Raw genomic sequence first — 22,225 nt, forward strand, 5'->3', positions numbered from 1 at the left:
GGCAAAACACGGCATGCGCAAACATGCCGCGACCGTTCTGATTGGCGTCTTTTGCAGCCTGGTGACGTACTTCAGCGCCGCACGACTCTACCAATGGGCCGAGACCGGACAGTTGGCGGTGCTGTCCCGGAGGACACACGACCAACCTGAGTTCGTTTCCTGGGGCGACGATCGGCCCAGCTTCGTGCTGCTGTTCGCGCTCTATCTGTTTTTCCTCAAGAACGGACTGCTCGGCATGCTGGTTACGTGCCGCGAGGTCTGGCTGCGTGGCCGGGGATGGGGACCGTGAGCGCGCGGCTGATCGCTGGATTGATCAAGGTGCTGCTCGGAGGTCTTCTCACGGCCGGTCCGCCGCTCGTGTCGGTCGCGCGCGGCGACGAAACTGCGAGCATCAATGCACGACGCGAGGCGCTTCGCGAATGGAGCAGCCTTGCCAATGGACGCACGGACTTTGAAATTTCCGATCCGGCCTTGGTGCCAAGGATGCTCGCGCTTGCGGCCGAGCAATCCGGCTGCAAATACAGTGATGACATCGAAAAGTTGCCGGTTCGCTTCATGAAAGTGGCCGGGCACCGTCTCGCGCTGATGTTCTGTCGGCTTTCCGTGACCGGATCGCATCGCGCGTTCGATCTTTCCGACGTCAGCAGACCAAAGCCGATGGAATTTCCGTACGTCGCGCTGAACGGCTTCGGTACGACGGACACTCCGGGTTTCATCACATGGAGGGAGGAGGCCGGCTTGTTTCAGGCCGAAACCGGATCGGACCTGTGTCCCAGCCCACACCTGCGGCATGTCTATCGGCTAGACGTGACCAATCGCGAAAGCTTTGTCGTGGTTCGCGTCGAGGTCAGCGCGCCTGCGTGCGGCGCGGGTCAGGAATGGACCACGATCTGGGAGGCGAAACCGTGGCCCGCGCCGGAGGATCCGCGCTGACGCGCTCTTGCCAAAATGGTTAGCCCCGATTAACCAGCCTTTCGCATCAACCTTGCCGTTTAAGACTGTCGCAATCGGCAATAATTATTGAGTATCTTGCGGCCGGCGATTCCCGTTAAGGGACCGTGTCGCCGCTTTGGCAAATTTTCGGCGATTTTTGGGGACATTGAACCGCATGTGCGGCATCGTCGGCATTCTTGGACGCGCTCCGGTCGCGGAGCAATTAGTGGATTCGCTCAAGCGGCTCGAATATCGCGGCTATGATTCCGCGGGTGTCGCCACGCTGGAGAATGGCGGCCTGGCGCGGCGCCGTGCCGAGGGCAAGCTGAAGAATCTCGAGGCCCGGCTCGAGGCCAAGCCGCTCGGCGGCCATACCGGCATCGGCCACACCCGCTGGGCCACGCACGGACGGCCGACCGAGAACAACGCGCACCCGCACGCCACCGAACGCGTCGCCGTGGTGCATAACGGCATCATCGAGAATTTCCGCGAGCTGCGCGAGGAGCTCGAGGCCAAGGGTGCGGCGTTCTCGACCGAGACCGACACCGAGGTCGTGGTGCATCTGGTCGACAATCTGCTCAAGGGCGGCGTCAAGCCGATCGAGGCGGTGAGGGCGGTGCTGTCGCAGCTGCGCGGCGCGTTCGCGCTCGGCTTCATCTTCGCCGGCGAGGATGACCTGATGATCGGCGCCCGCAACGGCCCGCCGCTCGCGGTCGGCCATGGCGAAGGCGAGATGTTTCTCGGGTCCGACGCGATCGCGCTCGGGCCGTTCACCGATACGATCAGCTATCTCGAGGACGGCGATTGGGTGGTGCTGAATCGCAAGGGCGCCACGATCTTCGACAAGGACAACGCCATCGTCCACCGCGAGGCGATCAAGCACACGACGGCAACGGCGCTGGTCGACAAGGCGAACTACCGCCACTTCATGGCGAAGGAGATCCACGAGCAGCCCGAAGTGGTCCGGGCACACGCTGGCGCGCTATGTCGACATGGCGACCGAGCGCGTCACCATGCCGGTGAAGCTGCCGTTCGACTTCAAGGATATCCAGCGCGTCTCGGTCACCGCCTGCGGCACCGCGAGCTATGCCGGCTTCGTCGCGAAATACTGGCTGGAGCGGCTGGCGCGGCTACCGGTCGAGCTCGATGTCGCCTCCGAATTCCGCTACCGCGAGGCACCGCTGCGCAAGGGCGATCTTGCGATCTTCATCTCGCAATCGGGCGAGACCGCCGACACGCTGGCGGCGCTGCGCTACGCCAAGGCGCAGGGTGCGCACACGCTCTCGGTCGTCAACGTGCCGACCTCGACGATCGCGCGCGAGAGCGAGACCGTGCTGCAGACGCTCGCCGGTCCCGAGATCGGGGTCGCTTCGACCAAGGCGTTCACCTGCCAGCTGATGGTGCTGGCCTCGCTCGCGGTCGCCGCCGGCAAGGCGCGCGGCGAGCTGTCCGATGCCGACGAGGCCAAGCTGGTGCATGGCCTGGTCGAGATCCCGCGCCTGATGTCGGAAGCGCTGACCACCGAAGTGCAGATCGAGAAGCTGGCGCGCGAGATCTCGAAGTCGCGCGACGTGCTCTATCTCGGCCGCGGCACCAGCTATCCGCTGGCGCTGGAGGGCGCACTGAAGCTGAAGGAAATCTCCTACATCCATGCCGAGGGCTACGCCGCCGGCGAGCTCAAGCACGGGCCGATCGCGCTGATCGACGAGCACATGCCGGTCGTGGTGATCGCGCCCTACGACAAGGTGTTCGAGAAGACCGTCTCCAACATGCAGGAGGTCGCCGCCCGCGGCGGCAAGATCATCCTGATGACTGACGCCAAGGGCGCGGCGGAGGCGACCATCCAGTCGCTGGTGACGATCGTGATGCCGGACATGGGGGCGACCTTCGCGCCGATGGTCTACGCCGTTCCGGTGCAGCTGCTCGCCTATCATACCGCTGTCGTGATGGGCACCGATGTCGACCAGCCGCGGAATCTGGCCAAATCGGTCACGGTCGAATAGTCGCAAGCCGCAGCTTCACGCGGCCCTTCAAAAATGCGACAGAATGGCTTAGCTGGGTGGTGGACTACGGCCGCTTCGACGACCCTGGAACCGCAATGACCTCCAACCAAGTGCCTCCCGCCTCGACCGGTGAATTGCCCCCGGATGCCCCGCGCGGGCTGATGGCGCGGTTTCGCAACTATTTCCTGACCGGCCTGGTGGTGGCCGGACCGGTTGCGATCACCCTGTATCTGACCTGGTGGTTCGTGAACTGGGTCGACAATCTGGTCCGGCCGTTCGTGCCCACGGCCTACCGGCCGGAAACCTATCTGCCGTTCGGGCTGCCGGGTTCCGGCCTGATCGTCGCGGTCATCGCGCTGACGCTGCTCGGCTTCCTCACCGCCAATCTGATCGGGCGAACCCTGGTCGATCTCGGCGAACGGCTGCTTGGCCGCATCCCTGCGGTGCGCGCGATCTATCGTGGCCTCAAGCAGGTGTTCGAAACGCTGTTCTCCGGCAACGGCTCGAGCTTTCGCCGCGTCGGCCTCGTCGAGTTTCCCTCGCCCGGCATGTGGTCGATCGTGCTGATCTCGCAGGCGCCGAGCGCCGAACTTGCCGCTAGCCTGCCCGGAGCGGAAGAGCACATCTCGGTGTTCCTGCCGTGCGCGCCGAACCCGACCACCGGCTTCTTCTTCTACGTGCCGAAGAGCAAGATCATCGAGATCGAAATGAGCACCGAGGATGCCGCGACGCTGATCATGTCCGCCGGTGTGGTGCAGCCCGGCGGCACCGCCGATCAGAAGCGCGCCGCGGCGCTCGCCGGCATGGCCAATGCTGCGCGCATTGCGAGCCAGGCTTCGACCAACCAGGCCTCGCTGCAGCCGGCAACTCAGCCCGCGCCGGCCAAGGTCGAATAAGAGGCCCAACTCCATCCTCGTCATTGCGAGGAGCGAAGCGACGAAGCAATCCATGATTCCACATATGCGGACCGATGGATTGCTTCGCTACGCTCGCAATGACGGCGGGAAGGGGCAATGAGCACACCTAGATCAGCGTCTCGTAGAGGTCGTTCCAATCTGGATTCAGCGCCTCGATCAGCGCAATCTTCTTCGCGCGGCTGCCGGCCTTGATCTGCTTCTCACGAGTGATCGCGTTGTACATGGTTTTGTGCAATTCGTACCAGACCAAAATCTTGCAGCCATATTTGGCCGAGAAGCCCTTCACCAATCCCTCGCGATGCTCAAACGCACGCTTGGGTGGATTTGCGGTAACGCCCGTGTAAGCGGTGCCGTGACGCTTGTTGGCGAAGATGTAGACGCATGGTTGTTTCATGATGTCCCCCAGCCGCAAGTATATACCGTCATTGCGAGGAGCGGAGCGACGAAGTAATCCACGCTTCCGCATATGCGGAACGATGGATTGCTTCGCTGCGCTCGCAATGACGATGGGTAGAGCGCTCGCAATGACGGGGCTGGCCGCTACCCCGCGCCGATCAGCGGCACGGCTTCGTCGCGTTCGTAGAGGTAGAGCAGGACGCGCAGCGCTTCGCCGCGTTCGCCCTTCAGCTTCGGGTTGTCCTTCATGATCCGCAGCGCCTCGTCGCGGGCCTGGGTGATGAGCTGGCCGTGCACTTCGGAGCGCGCGATGCGGTAGCCGGGCAGGCCGCTCTGGCGGATGCCGAGCACATCGCCTTCGCCGCGCAGCTTCAGATCCTCCTCGGCGATCCGGAATCCATCCGTCGTCTCGCGGATCACTTTCAACCGCGCCTTCGACATCTCGCCGAGCGGCTCCTTGTAGAGCAGCAGGCAGGTCGAGGCCTCCGAGCCGCGGCCAATGCGCCCGCGCAATTGATGCAGCTGCGCAAGCCCGAAACGTTCGGCGTTCTCGATCACCATGATGGTCGCCGCGGGCACGTCGACGCCGACCTCGACCACCGTGGTCGCGACCAGGAGGCCGATCTCGTGCGCGGCGAATTGCGTCATCACGCGGTCCTTCTCGGTGCCCTTCATCTGGCCGTGCACGAGACCGACGCGATCGCCGAACCGCTTCTGCAGGCTCTCGAAACGTTCGGTCGCGTTGGTGAGATGCTCGGTGCCCTCGGCCTCGGATTCATCGACCAGCGGGCAGATCCAGTAGACCAGCTTGCCGGCGCCGAGCGCGCGGCCGACGCCGTCCATGACGTCCTCGATCCGGCTCATCGGCACCGCGCGGGTGTCGATCGGCTGGCGGCCGGCGGGCTTTTCGCGCAGCTCCGAGACGTCCATGTCGCCAAAGTATGTGAGCACCAGCGTGCGCGGGATCGGGGTGGCGCTCAGCACCAGCACGTCGACGGCCTCACCCTTGGAGGTCAGCGCGAGCCGTTCGCGGACGCCGAAGCGATGCTGCTCGTCGACCACGGCAAGCGCCAGCGCCTTGTAGATCACGTCGTCCTGGATCAGTGCGTGGGTGCCGACCAACAGATCGATCTCGCCGGCCTCGAGCTGTGCCAGCAGCTCGCGGCGCTCTTTGCCTTTCTCGCGGCCGGTGAGGATCGCAACCCGTAGGCCAGCGCTCTCGGCGAGCGGTGCGATGGTCTTGATGTGCTGGCGCGCCAGGATTTCGGTCGGCGCCATCAGCGCGGCCTGCCTGCCGGCTTCCGCAACCGCGGCGGCGGCCAGCAGCGCCACCACGGTCTTGCCGGAACCGACGTCGCCCTGCACGAGGCGCAGCATCCGCACCGGCTGCTGCAGGTCCGCGATGATCGCCGCGACCGCCTCTTGCTGCGACCTGGTCAGCGCATAGGGCAGGGCATCGATGATCTTCCGGCGCAGATGACCATCGCCGGCGTTGCGCACACCGCTGGGGCGTCGCAGCGTGGCGCGGATCAGGGCGAGCGCGAGCTGGCCGGCCAGCAGCTCGTCGAATGCGAGACGTGACCAGAACGGACCGTCGGGCAGGATATCGGTCAGCTCGACCGGCACATGCACGCGGGTCAGCGCCTCCCTGATCGGCGGGAAGTTGCAGCGGCGCAGCACCTCGGGGCTGATCCACTCCGGCAGCTCGGGCAGCCTGGTCAGCGCCTGCGCGATGGCGCGGCGGAGCGAGCCGATCGCAAGCCCCTCGGTCAGCGGATAGACCGGATCGATGCCGGACAGTTTTGCAAAGCCCGCTTCATCGACGACGCGATCGGGATGCACGATCTGCGGGATGCCGTCATACATCGCCAGCGTGCCGGAGACGTAGCGCTTCTCGCCGACCGGCAGCAGCTTCTCGACATAGCCGGGCTGGGCACGGAAGAAGGTCAGCACGACGTCGCCGGTGTCGTCGCTGGCATAGACAAGGTAGGGCGCGCGCGAATTGCGCGGCGGCGGCGGGCGATGGCGGTCGACGGTGACCTCGAGCGTCACCATGGTTCCGACCGCGGCGTCGCGGATCTTCGGCCGGGCGCGGCGGTCGATCACGCTCGCCGGCAGATGCAGCAGCAGGTCAACCAGCCGCGGCGTCTCGCTGCGGTCGAGCAGATAGCGCAGCAGCTTGTCCTGCTTCGGGCCGACCCCTTGCAGGGTCGTGACCTGGGCAAACAGCGGATTGAGCAGGGCTGGGCGCATCGACGAATCCAAGACCGTTTCACACCGTCATGCCCGGCCTTGTGCCGGGCATCCACGTCTTTTTTTGGAGCTGATGTCGGCCGGTCCCGTCTACGCCAAGGCTTCGACGGGCGCGCAAGCCCGGCAATGACGGCATGCGCCCACGGAAACCCCAAAACGCGGCGAATGAGGGCTGACATCGGCCATCGCCATGGCTATATCAAGCCCGCCCGGCACGTCCGGGCTTTTGGCGTTGGATGGATTTTGGGACATGACGGGATCGACACGATCGAGCAGCGGGCTCGATGACCGCCGCAAGCGGCTTTTGTTTCGCTGCTGGCACCGCGGCACCCGGGAGATGGACCTGATCCTCGGCCGCTTCGCCGACGCGACCATTGGCGAGCTGTCCGATCACGAGCTCGGCGAGCTCGAGCATTTGATCGAGGTCCCGGATCCCGACCTCTATGCGGCGCTGACCGGCGACAAGGTGCTGCCGTCCGAATATGCCACCGCGCTGTTTGCCCGCATCAAGGCGTTCCGGGTCGCGGATCCCAGCGCATGAAACAGCCGATGAAATCACCGGCCGCGATGCTCGCGCCCGGCCGGGTGCTGACCATCGCCAACGTCGCCGAGGGCGCCGAAGGGCTCGTCATCTCCGACCTGGCGCGCGCGATCGCGGCGCAGCCGAAGCGTCCGGCGGTGAGCCTTGCCGTGGTGTGCCGCGACGGCGCGCGGATGCAGCAGCTCGCCCGCGCGCTGGAGTTCTTTGCGCCCGATATCGCCGTGATGCAGGTTCCGGCCTGGGACTGCCAGCCCTATGACCGCGTCTCGCCGCATGCCGGCATTTTGGCGCAACGGCTCACCGCTTTGGCCAAGTTGTCGCGGCTGGTCGGCAGCGACAAGCCGCTGATTGTGCTCACCACGGTGAATGCGGCCGTGCAGCGGGTCCCGGCGCGCGATCAGGTCGCAGCGCAAGCGCTGTCGGTTGCGCCCGGCAATGTGGTGCCGATGGATTCGGTCGTGGCCTGGCTCGAGCACAATGGCTACACCCGCTCGTCCACGGTGCGCGAGCCCGGCGAATATGCCGTGCGCGGCGGCATCCTCGATCTGTTTCCGGCCGGCCTCGACCAGCCGGTGCGCTTCGACTTCTTCGGCGACAGCCTGGAATCGATCCGCACCTTCGATGCCGAGACCCAGCGCACGCTGCTCGACATGCGCGGGCTCGATCTCGTGCCGGTGTCGGAATTCCAGCTCACGACCGAGACCATCCGGCGCTTCCGCATGGGCTATGTCGCCGCGTTCGGCGCGCCGGGGCGCGACGATCAGCTCTATGAAGCGGTCTCGGAAGGGCGGCGTCACCCCGGCATGGAGCATTGGCTGCCGCTGTTCCAGGAGCGGATGGACACGCTGTTCGATTATCTCGACGGGGCGACGGTTGCGATCGAGCCGCAGGGCGAGGACGCAGCGCGCGAACGCTTCTCGCAGATCGTTGACTACTATGACGCACGGCGCGAGGCGCTGGAGCATCCGGGCAGCGGCGCGGTCTACAAGCCGCTGCCGCCGGACCAGCTCTATCTGACCGAGGCCGAATGGACCAAGCTGCTCGGCGATGCGCCGCTGGCGCGGCTGACGCCGTTCGCGGTGCCCGAAGGCACGCCCGACGTGTTCGACGCCGGCGCGCGGCAGGGCCGCAACTTCGCCCCCGAACGCGCCGACAGCAATGTCAACGTGTTCGAGGCCGTGGTCGGCCATGTCGGCGCGCTGCAGTCACAGCGCAAGAAGGTGGTGATCGCGTTGTGGAGCGAGGGCTCGCGCGACCGCATGGGCGCGATGCTGCGCGACCACAAGCTCCTGAACACGACCAGCGTCAACACCTGGCGGATCGTGCAGGCGACGCCGCGCAACGAAACCATGCTGGCGGTGCTCGGCATGGAATCCGGCTTCGAGACCGACGAGTTCGCCGTCATCAGCGAGCAGGACATTCTCGGCGACCGCCTGGTGCGGCCGCGCAAGGCGAGCCGCAAGCTCGACAATTTCATCTCGGAGGTGACGAGCCTTGCAACCGGCGATCTCGTGGTCCATGTCGAGCACGGCATCGGCCGCTTCGTCGGGCTGCAGACGCTGGAAGTCTCCGGCGCGCCGCATGACTGTCTCGAGCTGCATTATGCCGCCGAAACAAAACTGTTCCTGCCGGTCGAGAACATCGAGCTGTTGTCGCGCTATGGCTCCGACAGCGCCAATGTCGAGCTCGACCGTCTCGGCGGCGGCGGCTGGCAGGCACGCAAGGCCAAGCTGAAGAACCGGATCCGCGAGATCGCGGGCGAGTTGATCAAGATCGCGGCCGAGCGGCAGCTGCACGAGGCGCCGAAATTCCCGCTGCAGCCGCACGTCTATGACGAGTTCTGCGCGCGCTTCCCGTATGAGGAGACCGAGGATCAGTTAGGGGCCATCACCTCGACCTTGAAGGACCTCGAGATCGGCCGTCCGATGGACCGGCTGATTTGTGGCGACGTCGGCTTCGGCAAGACCGAAGTGGCGCTGCGCGCGGCGTTCGCCGTGGCGCTGGAGGGCAGGCAGGTCGCGGTGGTGGTGCCGACCACGCTGCTGGCGCGCCAGCACTCGCGGACTTTCACCGAGCGCTTCAAAGGTTTCCCGGTCAATGTGGCGCAGGCGTCGCGGCTGGTGTCGACCAAGGAGCTCAACCAGGTCAAGAAGGGGCTCACCGACGGCAGCGTCGACATCGTCGTCGGCACCCACGCGCTGCTCGGCAAGGCGATCAAGTTCAAGGATCTGGGCCTCCTGATCGTCGACGAGGAGCAGCACTTCGGCGTCAGCCACAAGGAGCGGCTGAAGCAGTTGCGCGCCCAGGTCCACGTGCTGACGCTGTCGGCGACCCCGATCCCGCGCACGCTTCAGCTTGCATTGACCGGCGTCCGCGAGCTCTCGATCATTGCTTCGCCGCCGGTCGATCGCCTTGCGGTGCGCACCTTCGTCGCGCCCCACGATCCCCTGATGATCCGCGAGGCGCTGCTGCGCGAACGCTACCGCGGCGGGCAGGCGTTCTATGTCGTGCCGCGGATCGAGGACCTCGCCGGCGTCAAGGATTTCCTCGACAAGAACGTGCCGGAGATGAAGGTCGCGGTCGCCCACGGCCAGATGCCGCCGACCGTGATCGAGGACATCATGTCCGCGTTCTACGACGGCAAGTACGACATCCTGCTCTCGACCACGATCGTCGAGTCCGGTCTCGACATCCCGAACGCCAATACGCTGATCGTGCACCGCGCCGACATGTTCGGCCTCGCCCAGCTCTACCAGCTGCGTGGCCGCGTCGGCCGCTCCAAGCTGCGCGCCTATGCGCTGTTCACGCTGCCGGCACAGCAGAAGATCACGGCGCAGGCGGAGCGGCGGCTCAAGGTGCTGCAGTCGCTGGAGACGCTGGGCGCCGGCTTCCAGCTCGCCTCGCACGACCTCGACATCCGCGGCGCCGGCAATCTGCTCGGCGAAGAGCAATCCGGCCACATCAAGGAAGTCGGCTTCGAGCTGTACCAGTCGATGCTGGAGGAGGCGATCGTCAACCTCAAGGCCGGCGTCGCCGAGCCGGCCGCCGACCGCTGGTCGCCGCAGATCACGATCGGCATGCCGGTCCTTATCCCCGAGGACTATGTCAACGACCTCAGCGTGCGGCTGTCGCTGTATCGCCGGCTCGCCGATCTCGACACCGACGAGGACATCGACGCCTTCGCCGCCGAAATGCGCGACCGCTTCGGCGTGCTGCCGGACGAGGTGCGCTATCTGTTCAAGGTCGCGGCGATCAAGGCCTATTGCCGAAGGGCCAATGTCGGGAAGGTCGACGCCGGCCCGAAGGGCGCCGTGATCGCATTCCGCGACAACAGTTTTGCGCATCCGGAGCGACTGGTGGGCTTCATCCGCCAGCACGGCCAGGCCGCCAAGGTGCGGCCCGACATGAAGGTGGTGTTCTTCCAGGAGTGGGATACGCCGGAAGAGCGGCTCGCCGGCACCACCGAGATCCTGCGCCAGCTCGCCAATCTCGCCGAGAGCAAGAAGGCGGCTTGACACGCGGTGCGACGCAAGCCCCCCTCAGGATCGGATCAAATAGGGCGCAACGTGGTCGTCGAGCAGTTTCAGGAACTGCTCGGCGAGAACGCTGAGTTCGCCGATCGTCGGCTTCAGGACTCCGACCTCGTAGTGGATCGCCGGCGCGAAGGGGCGGACGACGAGCTTGCTCGCTCCGCTGGTTCGCCTGAGCGTTTCGGACGCGCTGAGCGCGTCGACGAGGCAGACACCCGCGCCATCGATGACGAGGTTGAGCGCGACGGCAAAGAATTCACACTCGATCGCCGGATGAAACGGCGTACCGCTGGCTTCGAAGGCGCGCGATACCGCGGCATAGGTCGATCGGCTCTGCGAGGTGATGATCAGATCATGTCGCTCGAGCAGATCGGGCGTGACGACTTTCCGGTCAGCCAGTGCATGCGTTGCAGGCATCACGCAGTCGAGCGACATCCGGTAGCGCCGCAACACGACATTGGTGCGGTCGAACGGCGGCTCGGCGACTCCGAAGTCGAATGCACGTGCCGAGACCAGGCTCCGGACATTCTCGGAGCTTCGGGTCAGGAGCCTGATCGTTGTTGACGGGCGCTCGCGCTGGAAGCGGCTGACGACGCCCGGAAGCCAGACTATCCCAGGTCCCGGACTCGCGATCGTCAGAACGCCGCGCTTGCCTGCGGAGATTCCGGCAGCGGCGTCCTCCAGTTCGGCAAACCCGGCGAGCGCCCGGATCGCTTCATTGTGCAACAGATGCGCCTCCGGCGTAGGCACGATATGGCGGCTCTCCCGGCGAAACAGCGCAAACCCGACATCTGCCTCCAGCCGTTTCAAGGCCGCACTCACAGCCGGCTGCGATACCCCGAGTGCACGCGCGGCCTCGGTTGCCGATCGATGCTGCATAACAGCATGAAAAATCTCAACAAGACGCCGATCCATAACCAATATCTATATATCGTTTCGATGTCGCTCGTGGTATGAGCATGAAGGGAAACGCCAATAATACAAGGAATTTTCGCACATCACGCCGGCGAAATTCCAGATAATGTTACCGCAATCTGAGCGTGACGAGCATTGGCATTATATTTGCTTATGTTTCGAGATGAAGTCGTCTGGAGGGTCTGCGGGATGAACACAAGCCACGCATCGTGCGCCGCGTCGGTCCTGGCCGCCGAAGCGGTGGTCAAACGCTTCGGCGCCCACACCGTTCTGAACGGCGTGGATCTTGCGCTGGGCACCGGGCAGTCGACCTGCATCATCGGTCCAAGCGGCTCAGGCAAGACGACCCTTCTGCGATGCATGGCGCTGCTGGAGGCTCCTTCCGACGGGCGCGTCGTGATGGAGGGGGCGACGGTCTCGCAGGCCCGGCCATCGTCCGATGTGCGGCTCGCTGCCCGCAAGGTGCGGCCGGAAATCGGAATGGTGTTCCAGCAGTTCAATCTGTGGCCGCACATGACGGTGCTGGGAAACATCATCGAGGCCCCGATGCGCGTGCGCGGGGTCAGCCGGGATGAGGCGGTCGTCACGGCCGAACGGCTGCTTCAGAAGGTCGGCATGGAGGCGAAGCGCGATGCCTATCCGGCCAGGCTGTCCGGAGGCCAGCAACAACGCGTCGCGATCGCCCGGGCGCTTGCCATGCAGCCGAAGATACTCCTGTTCGACGAGCCGACGTCGGCTCTCGATCCCGAACTTCGCCGCGAGGTGCTGCAGGTCATGCGCACGCTCGCGCTCGAAGGCATGACGATGCTCGTGGTGACGCACGAGATGGGCTTCGCCCGCCGCGTGGCGAGCCATGTCGTGTTCATGGACGAGGGGATGATCGTTGAGCACGGCACGCCGGCCGCCTTTTTCGAACGGCCGACAACCGAGCGCGCCAAGCGCTTTCTCAATCAGTTTGACGAGTGATCACTGCACGACAGGAGATTGAAGCTCATGCCAAATCTGCGCCGACTTGCCTTCGTTTGCGCGCTCTTTCTCTCGATGACGCCGGCGGCTGCCCAGCAGACGCAGTCGCGCCTCTACGAGATCACCAAGAGCGGGGTACTCAGGGTCTGCATCTGGCCGATGTACTATTCAATTTCGTTCCGCAATCCAGATAGCGGACAGCTCGAGGGGATCGACATCGATCTCTCCAAGGAACTCGCCAAGGACATGGGCGTGAAGCTGGACTATGTGGAGACCGGCTTTGGCAGTTTCATCGCCGACCTGCAGGCCAACAAATGCGATCTCGGCATGTTCGGCGTCGGGGCGACGATGAAGCGTGCGCAGGCCGTCGCGTTCTCGGACCCGTATCTGACGAGCGGCGTCTATGCCGTCGTGCGCAAAGGCGGCCCGATCACATCCTGGGCGGATATCGATAAGCCGGGCGTCAACGCCGGCGTCTCGCTCGGCAGCTATGTCGAGAACTTCATGCGGTCCTACTTCAAGAACGCCAAGACCGTCGCGGTCGCACCTCCCGCCACGACCCAGGCTGAGCTGATGGCGCAACGCGTCGACGTCGTCATGACCGATTATCCGGCCTCGATCAAAATGAATGCCCAGTTCGACTGGACTACGACGGTGGCGCCGCCGGAAAACCTGTCCGTGACGCCTTACGCGTACGTCATGAACCAGGGTGACCAGATCTGGCTGAACTACGTGAACCTGTTCGTACGCACCATCAAGCTCGACGGCCGGCTCAAGGCCGCCGCCGAGAAGAACAAGCTCGGACCGATCGTCGCGCCCTGAGACATCAGATGCAAAGCTACAGCTTTCGCTGGGACGTCATCCCGAACAATCTGGGCTTTCTTGCCTCCGGCATGGAAATGACCCTTTTCATTTCAATTGTCACGCTCGTGGTGGCGACCCTGTTGGGGCTCGTCATCGCGATCATGCAGATGTCCCGCTTCCGCATCGCGCGCATCATCGCGCTTTCGGTCGGCGAAATCGTCCGCAATACGCCAATCCTCGTGCAGCTGCTATGGGTCTATTACGTGCTGCCGATCGTCTTCAATGTGAGGATCGATGCGCTGGCCGCATCGATCCTCGGTCTCTCGCTCTATTCGGCGGTGTTCATCTCCGAGGTCTTCAGGGCGGGCATCCAGACCGTTCCGGTCGGGCACCGCGAGGCGGCACAGGTGCTCGGCCTGACGCCCGCGCAGAGCTTTGTGCGGATCGTTGGCCCGCAGGCGATTCGCAGCGTGCTGCCGCCGCTGGCCGCCAATTTCGTCCAGCTCATCAAATATTCCTCGCTTGCGTCCGTGGTGTCGGTCGGCGAGGTCACGCGGCGCGGCATGGAGTTGTCGTCGTCAACGTTCAGGCCGCTGGAAATATTCACCTTCATCGCGGTGGTGTATTTCGCGATCTGCTGGCCGCTCACCCACTCAATCCGCATATGGGAAGCGCGCCTTGCACAACGTTGATCGAGTTCGCCGCGCGGTTTCGAGCGATCGGACCAGCCAGGTCGTCGAGCTGGCGATGCGGCTGATCGGAGTGGCGTCGCCAAATCCGGACGGCGACACGCGCGCCGTCGCGGCGCTGGCGGCCGATCTCCTCAGGGCGCATGTGCCGGGCGTTGCGGTTGAGCTGCATCCGGGGACAGCCGAGATCGTCAACGTCGTCGCGCGGATCAAAGGCCATGCCCCCGGCCGCCGCATCGTGTTCAACGGCCATCTCGACACCTATCCGTTGGGGGAGCGGATGAGTTGGTCGGTCAATCCCGACGGAGAGGTCGTGGGCGGCCGCCTTTACGGCCGCGGCGCGGCTGACATGAAGGGCGGCATTGCGGCATCAATGGCCGCGATGGCCGCATTGGCCGAGCAGCGCGAGGCATGGGCGGGAGAGGTGGTGCTGACGCTCGCCGGAGACGAGGAAAGCATGGGTCCGTATGGCACCAAATACCTGCTCGACCAGGTCTCCCATGCCAGCGGAGACGCCGTGATCATTGGCGACGCCGGTTCGCCGATGGTGCTGCGCTTCGGCGAGAAGGGATTCCTCTGGATCGAGATCGAGGCGGAGGGCTACGCGGCGCACGGCGCGCATGTCCATCTCGGCATCAATGCGATCGATCGCTTGCGCGAAGCGCTGGACAGAGTGAGTAAGCTGCGCAGCCTGGCGGTTGTGATGCCGGTCAATGTGGCGGATGCCATCCGCCGCGCAATGCCTGTCTCCGAACCGTTGTGCGGCGCCGGCGAAGCCGACGTCCTGTCGAGCGTCACAGTCAACATCGGAACGGTGAGTGGCGGTTCGTCACCGAACCTGGTGCCGAGCCAGGCGCGAGCGGCCATCGACCTGCGTCTGCCGGTCGGCGTCACGTCGGAAGCTGTTTTGGCGCTGTTGCGAGAGGTGCTCGATCTGCCCGGGATCACATGGCGCGTGTTGCGCTGTTTCGAACCCAATCACACCGGCCCCGGTGACGAGATCGTCACGCGCTGCGCAACTGCGGCGACGGAAATCATCGGCAGGGCGCCGGCGATCAACATGCGCGTCGGCGGCTCCGATGCGCGTTGGTTTCGCATGGCCGGAATCCCGACGGTCGTCTATGGACCGACACCTCACAACATGGGCGCGCCGGACGAGTACGCTGACATCGCCGAACTGGCGACGGTGTCGCGCGTGCACGCGCTGACCGCCTTCGACATGCTGACAAGAGAGAACAGAGAATGAGCGACGTGGCGGGTTTCGTGGGTCCGGAAACATTCATGGGATTGCCGGCGGGGTTACGGCGGCCGGGCAGCCGCGCTGCCGTGCTCGGCGTGCCGTTCGATTGCGGCACGCATCCGTTCCGCGTCGGCGCCCGGCAAGGTCCCCTGGAGGTCCGGCGGGAGTCGCGGCTCATTCGCCGCTATCATCCGTCGCTCGCCGACGTCGATGTGCTGTCATTGCTGGGTGCAGTCGATGCCGGCGATGTTGCCTTGGTGCCGGGACGCATCGAAGACGCCTTTGTCAAGATCGAGGCTGCCGCTGGCCGGATTCTCGAGCTTGGCGCGGTGCCGGTCGGGATCGGCGGCGACGGTTCGGTCTCGCTTCCGCTGATGCGCGCCGCCGCCCGGTATCACAAGGATCTCGTCGCACTGCATATCGACAGCCATACCGATGCATATCCGTATACGCCGGACGATCGGTACAATGCGGCCACGCAGTTCACCAACGCGGCGCAGGAAGGCGTGGTGAACGCCGGCCGATCCTGGCACATCGGCGTGCGCGGCTTCACCTATTGCCCGGGTGTGCTCGAACATACGCGGTCGCTCGGATTTCGCGTCGTCACGATCGAGGAGCTGATGCGGCGTGGTTTCGCGCAGACCGTCGCGGAATTCAGCCAAGTGGTCGGCGCGCGGCCGGTCTATCTGTGCTGGGACATGGATGTGTTCGATCCATCGGTTGCGCCCGGCGTCTGCACGCCCGCCTGGGGAGGCCTGTCAGCCCGCGAGGGGATCGAATTGCTGCGCAGCCTTTCAGGCTTGAATATCGTCGCGATGGATTTCAACACGGTCAGCCCGCCACAGGACGTTCAGGGGATGGCCGCCCAGCTCTGCGCCCATATGATCATGGAGGCTCTCGTGCTGCTTGCCGCGGGCATGGGGCTGTTGCCGGACTGAAATCGCGGCGGCTTGATCGGTCATGCTACGCCGGCGATGACCGTGCCCTAAAATCCGCGGGCCTTACGACGCAGCGCGCTCCGGCGCTCCGAACAGCCGCCCCAGCAGCGACAGTGCGGAATCGCCCGGCATCAGCGTTGCGACGCTGACGGCGGGCTCGGCGCGGGCGTCGCGGCGGCCGTTCTGGGTGTGGCGCATGACGCTCGCCAATCGCCGCGTGATCGCCTGCGCGTTGCGCAGGTCGGTGCCGGCGAATGCCACGACCAGCGAGCGCTCGTCATGCACGGCACCGAAATCGGCCTTGCGCATCAGCCGGCTGATGATCCGCGCGCCGTCGAACTGCGCGCGCGGCTGCGTGTTGTCGAAGGTGAAGCGTGCCACCGAGAGCGCGCCGCCGCGCTCGGCGGTCTGGTAGACCGCGGTCGCGAAGTCGCGCTCGAACGCGGCCTTGGTGAGCAGGCCGGTGCGGGCATCGATAAGGCCCTTGGCGTCGATCGCCTTCAGCATGCGGCCGAGCCGCGCCTCGAAGGCGTGCTGGCGGATCATCGGCAGCGCCATGTCGGCGATGCGGGTCGGCCCGGCCGTGACGATCTCGAGATTGGGCAGCTCGTATCGCGGCGTCAGCTCGCCCGAGGCGACGATCACCGGCAACGGGCGGAAGCGGACATCCTCGGTCAGCACGGTCAGGAACGCATCCATCACCCGCGGCGTGAAGCCTTCCGCCAGCACGATGCCGTCGATGTCGCGGCTCGAGAGATGCTTGGCGGCGGCCTCGATGCTCAGTGCGCCGACCACACCGGCGCGTTCGCCGAGCGCGACCGACAGCGTCGGGTAGGCGCCGCCGCGGCCGATCAACAGCGCGGTGGCCTCTCCGATCGGATCGATGTCAGACAGGGCGATCGGTGCCGGCGGCACCAGGCGGCGCATCACGGTAGAATGCAGCGCGCGAACGCGTAAGGACGCGTTGAGCCGGGCGACCAGCCGATCCGGCAGACCCTTGCTCTGGAAGAATGCGATCACGGTGTCGGGCAGGGTGGTCGCGGGATCGACCGCGATCAGCGGCAGATACGGCGCACGGGCGGCGGCGCGCTTGGCGAGGCCCGACAGGGTGACGAAGTCGACCCCCTCGGCGGCCGCGATGATCGCGGCCGGCTTGACCTGCTCGATGGCCCGTCCGACCTCGTTCCAGTCGGTGACCACGACCGGGAAGAGTTTCGTCTCATCGAGGGCTGCGGCAAACGACGGCTTTGTCGACGCCGATACGATGAGGACCGGACCTTGCTGGGACATTCGAACGCTCGAAAACCAATGCTTAAGATCAGCAACGGCTGCGATGCTAGTTCGCATGGCTTAATGCGGCGTCAACACAATGATAAGACTAACACAATGATAAGATTTTAACTCAACCCGGCGCCGCCACGGTCGCGAAATGCTTCGACCATCAAAGGGTTAAGCCCAAGTTCTGTGAGAGCGTCGCGGGCGCGCGCATTGTCCTGTGCCCGTCCGGCCAGCCGGTGGCCGCTGAGACGGTCCGGCAATGCGGTGAGCAGCGCGCCCTGGCCGAGGCGGCGCGACCATTCCTGCAGCTCCTGGGCGAGGAAGCGGTAGCCGCCGACCGTCATCACCCCCGACGGCGGCGCGGTGATGTTGACGGCCCCGGTTGCGCGATCGACCCGCGCGGCATATTCGGTGTCGACGAAATCGCGCGGCGGCGGCGCGATCAGGCTGTCGCCGGGCGGAGGCGGCGGCGCATAGGCGGCGACCGGCACCATCGGGCCGCGCAGGCCGAGCGTGCCCTTCGGCGTCAGCAGGATCTCGCCGGCGACCGATGCGCCGGGCGCTTCGCGCGGCGCACTGTGCGGCCCCGGCTTGATCACGGCCGGCGATCCGTCCTCGGCGGTGCGGCGGGCGCCGAACAGCCCGGCCTCGCCGAACAGATAGACGTCGGTCATGGTCACCCGCCGCGAGCTCCAGTGCGCGCTGGAGGCAACCTGCTCGGGCGTACGCCAGAGGCCAATCACGGTGCGCAGGCTGGGCAGGCGCTCCGACAGGCCGCGCTCGTCGAGCCGCAGTACGAGCTGCGCCGGCGCGATCAGCGTGTTGCAGGTGTGATCGTTGAACTGGGTCTCGAACGCTTCCTCGTCGAACGGGTGGTGCAGCACCAGCGTTCCGCCCGACAGCAGCCAGGTCACCAGCGACGCGCAGATGCCGGCGAACGACATCGGCGCGAATGCCGACATGATGGTGGCGCCTTGCGGCAGATCGCTCTCCAGCGACATCGCGAGCCCGCCGGCTATCAGGCCGAAATGCGCCCGCGGCACCGGACGAAGACCTTCGCTGGTGACGTCGAAGGAGATCAGCGCCGGCTTGCGGCCGTCCTGGATCATCGGGCGCGAGGCCCGGGAGTCCTCCAGGATCGCCTGGTCGAGCGACGCCATGCCTTCGGGCAGATCGGTCCCGAAGCCGCAGACATGGCGGATCGAGAACGCTTCGGCCGCGGCGTTCATGGCGATGTGGGCATAGGAGACGCCGTCGATCCGGCCGCAGCTGACGATCGCCCGCGCCGCGGTGCGGTTGAGCACGGACGTCAGCTCGGCCTGCCGCCACAGCAGCGGCAGCGGCACCACCACCAGGCCGACCCGATGCGCGGCAAGGACGGTCAAGGCGAATTCGACCGTGCCGGGCAGCTGCACGGCGATCACCGTGTTGGCCGGCAATCCGCTCTGCACGAAGTGGGCGGCGATCGCCGAGATCGCGCGGTCGGCCTGGGCATAGGTCAGGCGCTTGCGGGTCTGTCCGGTGATGCGCTGCTTGTTGAGCGGGTCGACCAGCGCCAGCGCCTCGGGTTGCCGCGCCAAAGTGCGCTTGAACAAGGTATCGAGCGTTGGCGAGGTGATCGACTGGTTCACAGGTTCAACGTCGGTTGCATCGCTTCGATCGGACCAGATCATGCCACATCGGGTCGCAAATCACTTGGAAATCACTTGGACTGCGCGGCGGGCTTCTGCCACCAGGTTTCCGGCAGGTAGCCCGTCAACGCCGTGGTCGAAGGCCGTTCTATCCGATTCCAGCGCGCGATCCATTGCTCTCCCAAGTTAAATAGGGGGATAGCGTAGAAGCCCGACATCAGGGCCCGGTCCAGCGCCCGCACCGCCGAGACGAAGGCCGGCCGCTCGCGCGCCGCGAGCAGCGCCGCGATCATGGCGTCGATGGCGGGATCCTTGGCGCCCATGTAATTCCTTGTGCCCGGCACATCGGCGGCCTGGCTGCTCCAGTAGAACCACTGCTCGTTGCCCGGCGACAGCGACTGGTCCCAGCGGATGGGGATCATGTCGAAGTCATAGCCGACCCGGCGCTGCTCGAACTGCACCGCGTCGACCACCCGCACCGCGGCTTCGATGCCGGCCCGCTTCAGGTCGCGCTGATAGGCGAGGGCGATCCGCTCATGCTCGCGCGTCGTCACCAGGATCTCGATGCGCAGCGGCGTCCCTGTCGAGCGCTGCTTCAAGACTGTGCCGTCGAGCGCGTAGCCCGCCTCGGTGAGCAGCGCGAGCGCACTGCGCAGGAGGCCGCGGTCGCGCCCCGACCCGTCGGTGACCGGCAGTCGATAGCGGCCGTCGAGGATATCGGGCTGGATGTGCGACAGATATGGCTTGAGCAGCTCGAGCTCGCGATCGCCGGCGGGGCGGCCATAGGCGGACAGATCCGATCCGGCGAAGAAACCGCCGGCCCGCGAGAACAGTCCGAAATAATAGTTGCGGTTGACCCATTCGAAATCGAACAGCATCGCCAGTGCCTGTCGCACCCGCAGGTCGGCGAATTTCGGCCGCCGGCTGTTGAAAACCAGGAATTCGGACGGCCGCGGCGTGCCGATCTTGATGGTGTCGCGGATCACCTCGCCGTTGCGCGCCGCCGGGAAGTCATAGCCGTCGTGCCAGCGCAACGGCTCGGTCTCGGTCCGGAAATCATACAGGCCGCGCTTGAAGGCCTCGAACATGCCGTTGGCCTCGCGGTAGTAATCGAGCCTGATCTCGTCGAAGTTCCAGAGGCCGCGGTTGATGGGCAGATCGCGGCCCCAATAATTGGGATCCCGCGTGAAGGTGACGCTGGCGCCGGGCTTGACCGCCGTCACGCGGTAGGGGCCGGACCCGATCGGTGGGGCCAAGGTGGTTTCCTCGAATTTTTCGGGGTCGATGGCGTGCCGCGGCAGGATCGGCATCAGGCCGAGGATCAGCGGCAATTCGCGGTCCGCCACGCCGCCGAAATCGAACCGGACCGTGAGCGGGTCGAGCGCCTCGGCCTTTGCGACTTTCGAATAATACTGACGGTGCATCGGACGGCCGTGGTCGCGCAGCAGCGCCAGCGAGAACAGCACGTCGTCGGCCAGTACCGGCCGGCCATCCGAGAAGCGGGCGCGTGGATCGATGTGGAATGTCACATAGCTTCTGGCGTCGTCGGTCTCGACGCTGCGCGCGAGCAGGCCGTACAGCGTGAACGGCTCGTTATTGCCCCGCGCCATCAGGCTTTCGTAGACATAACCGCGCTCATAGCCGTAGCCCCTGACCTGCTGCACGGGGACGCCCCTGATGATCAGGGGATTGAGGCTGTCGTAGGTGCCGATCACGCCCTGGACCAGGCGGCCACCCTTGGGAGCGTCGGGATTGGCATAGGGCAGGTGGGTAAAGTCGGGTGGCAGCGCGGGGGCGCCATGCATCGCGATCGCGTGGCTCTCGGCGGCCGCCGCAGGGACCAGCCCGCTCGTCGTGTACCCCAGGACCAGCCAGATGGCGGCCCATGCGGCGCGCCAAGTGTGCCCGGGAACACGTGCGTGAGGCGCCGGATTTGATTCGCGAAACGTCACGCCCGGAGGTTTATCACAGGCCGCTGAAACTCGCCGCGAGATGGGCGCAAATCCGCTTGTCGGCATTGATCTTTCCGCGCGCCGCTGTATTGAAGGCGTGCAATTCGAAGGCGGGAACGCCTGTCACGTATCCGCCTCAATTGACTAGGAGACAGCCGCCCAAACGGCTATGTGTCGGCGCCTGCAGCGGTTTCGGGCTTCCGTTCAGAAAGGGTTTTCCGCAATGAATTTCCGTATCTTGGCCGCCCCGGTCCGGCCGCATGGGCGAATTGTTGCCCTGATGGCGGCGACGGCATTCTCTGCAGCGCTCCTGGTTCCTGCCGCTCGGGCCCAGCAGCCGGCAGCGCCGGCGCCTGCGGCACCGAAGGCTGCGCCCAAGGCGGCACCCAAGGCAGCTCCGAAGGCTCCGGCAGCCCAGGCGCCCGCCCAAGCACCGGCCGCCGGCCAGCCGCCCGCTGCGGCCGCCCAGCCGCCGGCGCAGGATCAGCAGATCCAGCTGATCTACGCCCCCTGGACCAAGTTCTGCCTGAAGGGCCAGGAAGCCAACGCCAAGCAGGTCTGCTTCACCGGCAAGGACGGCCGCATCGAGTCCGGCCAGCCGGTGATCGCCGCCGTGATCATCGAGCCGGAAGGCGAGCCGAAGAAGATCCTGCGCGTCACGCTGCCGCTCGGCATGCAGCTCGTGCACGGCACCCGCATCATCGTCGACGGCAACCCGCCGCAGCAGGCGCCCTATGTGATCTGCTTCCAGAACGGCTGCATGTCCGACTATGAAGCAACGCCCGAGCTGATCGCCAACATGAAGAAGGGCCAGAACCTCGTGGTCCAGGCGATCAATTCCAACGGCGCGCCGCTGACGCTGCCGCTGCCGCTCAACACCGAATTCGCCAAGGCCTATGACGGCCCGCCGACCGATCCAAAGGTGTTCGAGGAAAACTCGAAGAAGCTGCAGGAAGAGTTGCAGAAGCGCGCCGAAGAGCAGCGCAAGAAGCTGGAAGGCGCGGGCGGTGGCTCTGCGCAGGCTCCGGCGCCGGCCAACCCGGCGGCCAAGTAAGCACCTCAATCACGCGTTCAAGAAAACGCGAGATCATCGCGATCAAAAGGCGCCCGGAAGGGCGCCTTTTTTGTCATGCGAAACAGACTGGCTGCTGGCAGCCTGCTGCGCTGGTGATTGCGCAGATCGTGTGCGATGGTCGTCGAAGGGTGCTTCGATTGAGTCGCGCGATGAGCGCGCATCGG

18 protein-coding genes and 1 pseudogene are annotated in these 22,225 nt (G+C 65.5%); 12 read left to right on the forward strand and 7 right to left on the reverse strand.

Annotated elements, in window-relative coordinates; genetic code table 11:
* The first annotated feature begins 13 nt into the window (after window positions 1-13).
* The 4 genes and pseudogenes from ACVI1L_RS34485 (at window position 14) to ACVI1L_RS34500 (ending at window position 3,832) form a co-directional block, all read left to right on the forward strand.
* Entirely contained in the window at window positions 14-289 is a 276-nt protein-coding gene (locus tag ACVI1L_RS34485; RefSeq protein ID WP_456784933.1) for a hypothetical protein, read from the forward strand.
* Window positions 286-933: a hypothetical protein gene (locus ACVI1L_RS34490; protein ID WP_456784934.1), complete on the forward strand. Its 648-nt coding sequence runs from the start codon at window positions 286-288 to the stop codon at window positions 931-933. Before ACVI1L_RS34485 ends, ACVI1L_RS34490 begins: the two co-directional genes overlap by 4 nt.
* Window positions 934-1,108: 175 nt before the next feature.
* Window positions 1,109-2,936 (forward strand): annotated as a pseudogene (gene glmS / locus ACVI1L_RS34495) (glutamine--fructose-6-phosphate transaminase (isomerizing)).
* Between the two features lie 95 nt (window positions 2,937-3,031).
* Complete coding sequence (locus ACVI1L_RS34500; RefSeq protein ID WP_057018726.1) at window positions 3,032-3,832, forward strand: DUF502 domain-containing protein; 801 nt, start codon at window positions 3,032-3,034, stop codon at window positions 3,830-3,832.
* A 127-nt stretch (window positions 3,833-3,959) separates the two neighbouring features.
* Here ACVI1L_RS34500 and ACVI1L_RS34505 read toward each other — a convergent pair whose 3' ends face one another.
* Together ACVI1L_RS34505 and recG are read right to left on the reverse strand one after the other, a co-directional pair.
* Window positions 3,960-4,247, reverse strand: a complete 288-nt coding sequence (locus ACVI1L_RS34505; RefSeq protein ID WP_057018725.1) for a GIY-YIG nuclease family protein — start codon at window positions 4,245-4,247, stop codon at window positions 3,960-3,962.
* Between the two features lie 146 nt (window positions 4,248-4,393).
* A complete protein-coding gene (recG, locus tag ACVI1L_RS34510; RefSeq protein ID WP_057018712.1) occupies window positions 4,394-6,502 on the reverse strand; it encodes an ATP-dependent DNA helicase RecG in 2,109 nt (702 codons plus the stop codon).
* Window positions 6,503-6,752: 250 nt separating this feature from the next.
* Here recG and ACVI1L_RS34515 point away from each other — a divergent pair, with 250 nt between their 5' ends.
* Together ACVI1L_RS34515 and mfd are read left to right on the forward strand one after the other, a co-directional pair.
* Window positions 6,753-7,043, forward strand: a complete 291-nt coding sequence (locus ACVI1L_RS34515) for an FAD assembly factor SdhE (RefSeq protein ID WP_057018711.1) — start codon at window positions 6,753-6,755, stop codon at window positions 7,041-7,043.
* Entirely contained in the window at window positions 7,040-10,558 is a 3,519-nt protein-coding gene (gene mfd / locus ACVI1L_RS34520) for a transcription-repair coupling factor (RefSeq protein ID WP_057018710.1), read from the forward strand. Before ACVI1L_RS34515 ends, mfd begins: the two co-directional genes overlap by 4 nt.
* 24 nt (window positions 10,559-10,582) lie before the next feature.
* Here mfd and ACVI1L_RS34525 read toward each other — a convergent pair whose 3' ends face one another.
* A complete protein-coding gene (locus tag ACVI1L_RS34525) occupies window positions 10,583-11,488 on the reverse strand; it encodes a LysR family transcriptional regulator (RefSeq protein WP_076828905.1) in 906 nt (301 codons plus the stop codon).
* Between the two features lie 189 nt (window positions 11,489-11,677).
* Here ACVI1L_RS34525 and ACVI1L_RS34530 point away from each other — a divergent pair, with 189 nt between their 5' ends.
* Genes ACVI1L_RS34530 through ACVI1L_RS34540 form a run of 3 tightly spaced genes read left to right on the forward strand, consistent with a single transcriptional unit; the run spans window position 11,678 to window position 13,950 of the window.
* The gene (locus ACVI1L_RS34530; RefSeq protein WP_038386315.1) at window positions 11,678-12,454 is read left to right on the forward strand and encodes an amino acid ABC transporter ATP-binding protein; all 777 of its coding nucleotides are present in this window, start codon (window positions 11,678-11,680) and stop codon (window positions 12,452-12,454) included.
* A 27-nt stretch (window positions 12,455-12,481) separates the two neighbouring features.
* Window positions 12,482-13,276, forward strand: a complete 795-nt coding sequence (locus ACVI1L_RS34535) for an ABC transporter substrate-binding protein (protein WP_456784935.1) — start codon at window positions 12,482-12,484, stop codon at window positions 13,274-13,276.
* A gap of 8 nt (window positions 13,277-13,284) precedes the next feature.
* Window positions 13,285-13,950, forward strand: coding sequence for an amino acid ABC transporter permease (locus ACVI1L_RS34540; RefSeq protein WP_168856357.1), 666 nt, complete (start codon window positions 13,285-13,287; stop codon window positions 13,948-13,950).
* Here ACVI1L_RS34540 and ACVI1L_RS34545 read toward each other — a convergent pair.
* On the reverse strand, window positions 13,904-14,200 hold the full coding sequence (locus tag ACVI1L_RS34545; protein WP_456784936.1) for a hypothetical protein: 297 nt from the start codon (window positions 14,198-14,200) through the stop codon (window positions 13,904-13,906). The two genes, ACVI1L_RS34540 and ACVI1L_RS34545, sit on opposite strands and share 47 nt — an antisense overlap.
* On the opposite strand from ACVI1L_RS34545, the gene ACVI1L_RS34550 reads away from it, so the two are divergent.
* The gene (locus ACVI1L_RS34550) at window positions 14,186-15,193 is read left to right on the forward strand and encodes a M20/M25/M40 family metallo-hydrolase (protein ID WP_456784937.1); all 1,008 of its coding nucleotides are present in this window, start codon (window positions 14,186-14,188) and stop codon (window positions 15,191-15,193) included. The genes ACVI1L_RS34545 and ACVI1L_RS34550 overlap by 15 nt on opposite strands.
* Window positions 15,190-16,125, forward strand: a complete 936-nt coding sequence (locus tag ACVI1L_RS34555) for an arginase family protein (RefSeq protein ID WP_456784938.1) — start codon at window positions 15,190-15,192, stop codon at window positions 16,123-16,125. Before ACVI1L_RS34550 ends, ACVI1L_RS34555 begins: the two co-directional genes overlap by 4 nt.
* A 63-nt stretch (window positions 16,126-16,188) precedes the next feature.
* On the opposite strand, the gene ACVI1L_RS34560 is transcribed toward ACVI1L_RS34555, so the two are convergent.
* The 3 genes from ACVI1L_RS34560 to ACVI1L_RS34570 form a co-directional block, all read right to left on the reverse strand.
* Window positions 16,189-17,415, reverse strand: a complete 1,227-nt coding sequence (locus ACVI1L_RS34560) for a GGDEF domain-containing protein (RefSeq protein WP_456784939.1) — start codon at window positions 17,413-17,415, stop codon at window positions 16,189-16,191.
* 107 nt (window positions 17,416-17,522) lie between these two features.
* Complete coding sequence (locus tag ACVI1L_RS34565; RefSeq protein ID WP_456784940.1) at window positions 17,523-19,076, reverse strand: AMP-binding protein; 1,554 nt, start codon at window positions 19,074-19,076, stop codon at window positions 17,523-17,525.
* Between the two features lie 29 nt (window positions 19,077-19,105).
* Window positions 19,106-20,839: an extracellular solute-binding protein gene (locus tag ACVI1L_RS34570; protein ID WP_156436350.1), complete on the reverse strand. Its 1,734-nt coding sequence runs from the start codon at window positions 20,837-20,839 to the stop codon at window positions 19,106-19,108.
* 370 nt (window positions 20,840-21,209) lie between these two features.
* On the opposite strand from ACVI1L_RS34570, the gene ACVI1L_RS34575 reads away from it, so the two are divergent.
* Window positions 21,210-22,040 (forward strand): invasion associated locus B family protein, encoded by an 831-nt coding sequence (locus tag ACVI1L_RS34575; protein WP_028340693.1) that lies wholly within the window; start codon window positions 21,210-21,212, stop codon window positions 22,038-22,040.
* Window positions 22,041-22,225: the final 185 nt, after the last annotated feature.

Source organism: Bradyrhizobium sp. USDA 4516 (assembly GCF_054055915.1).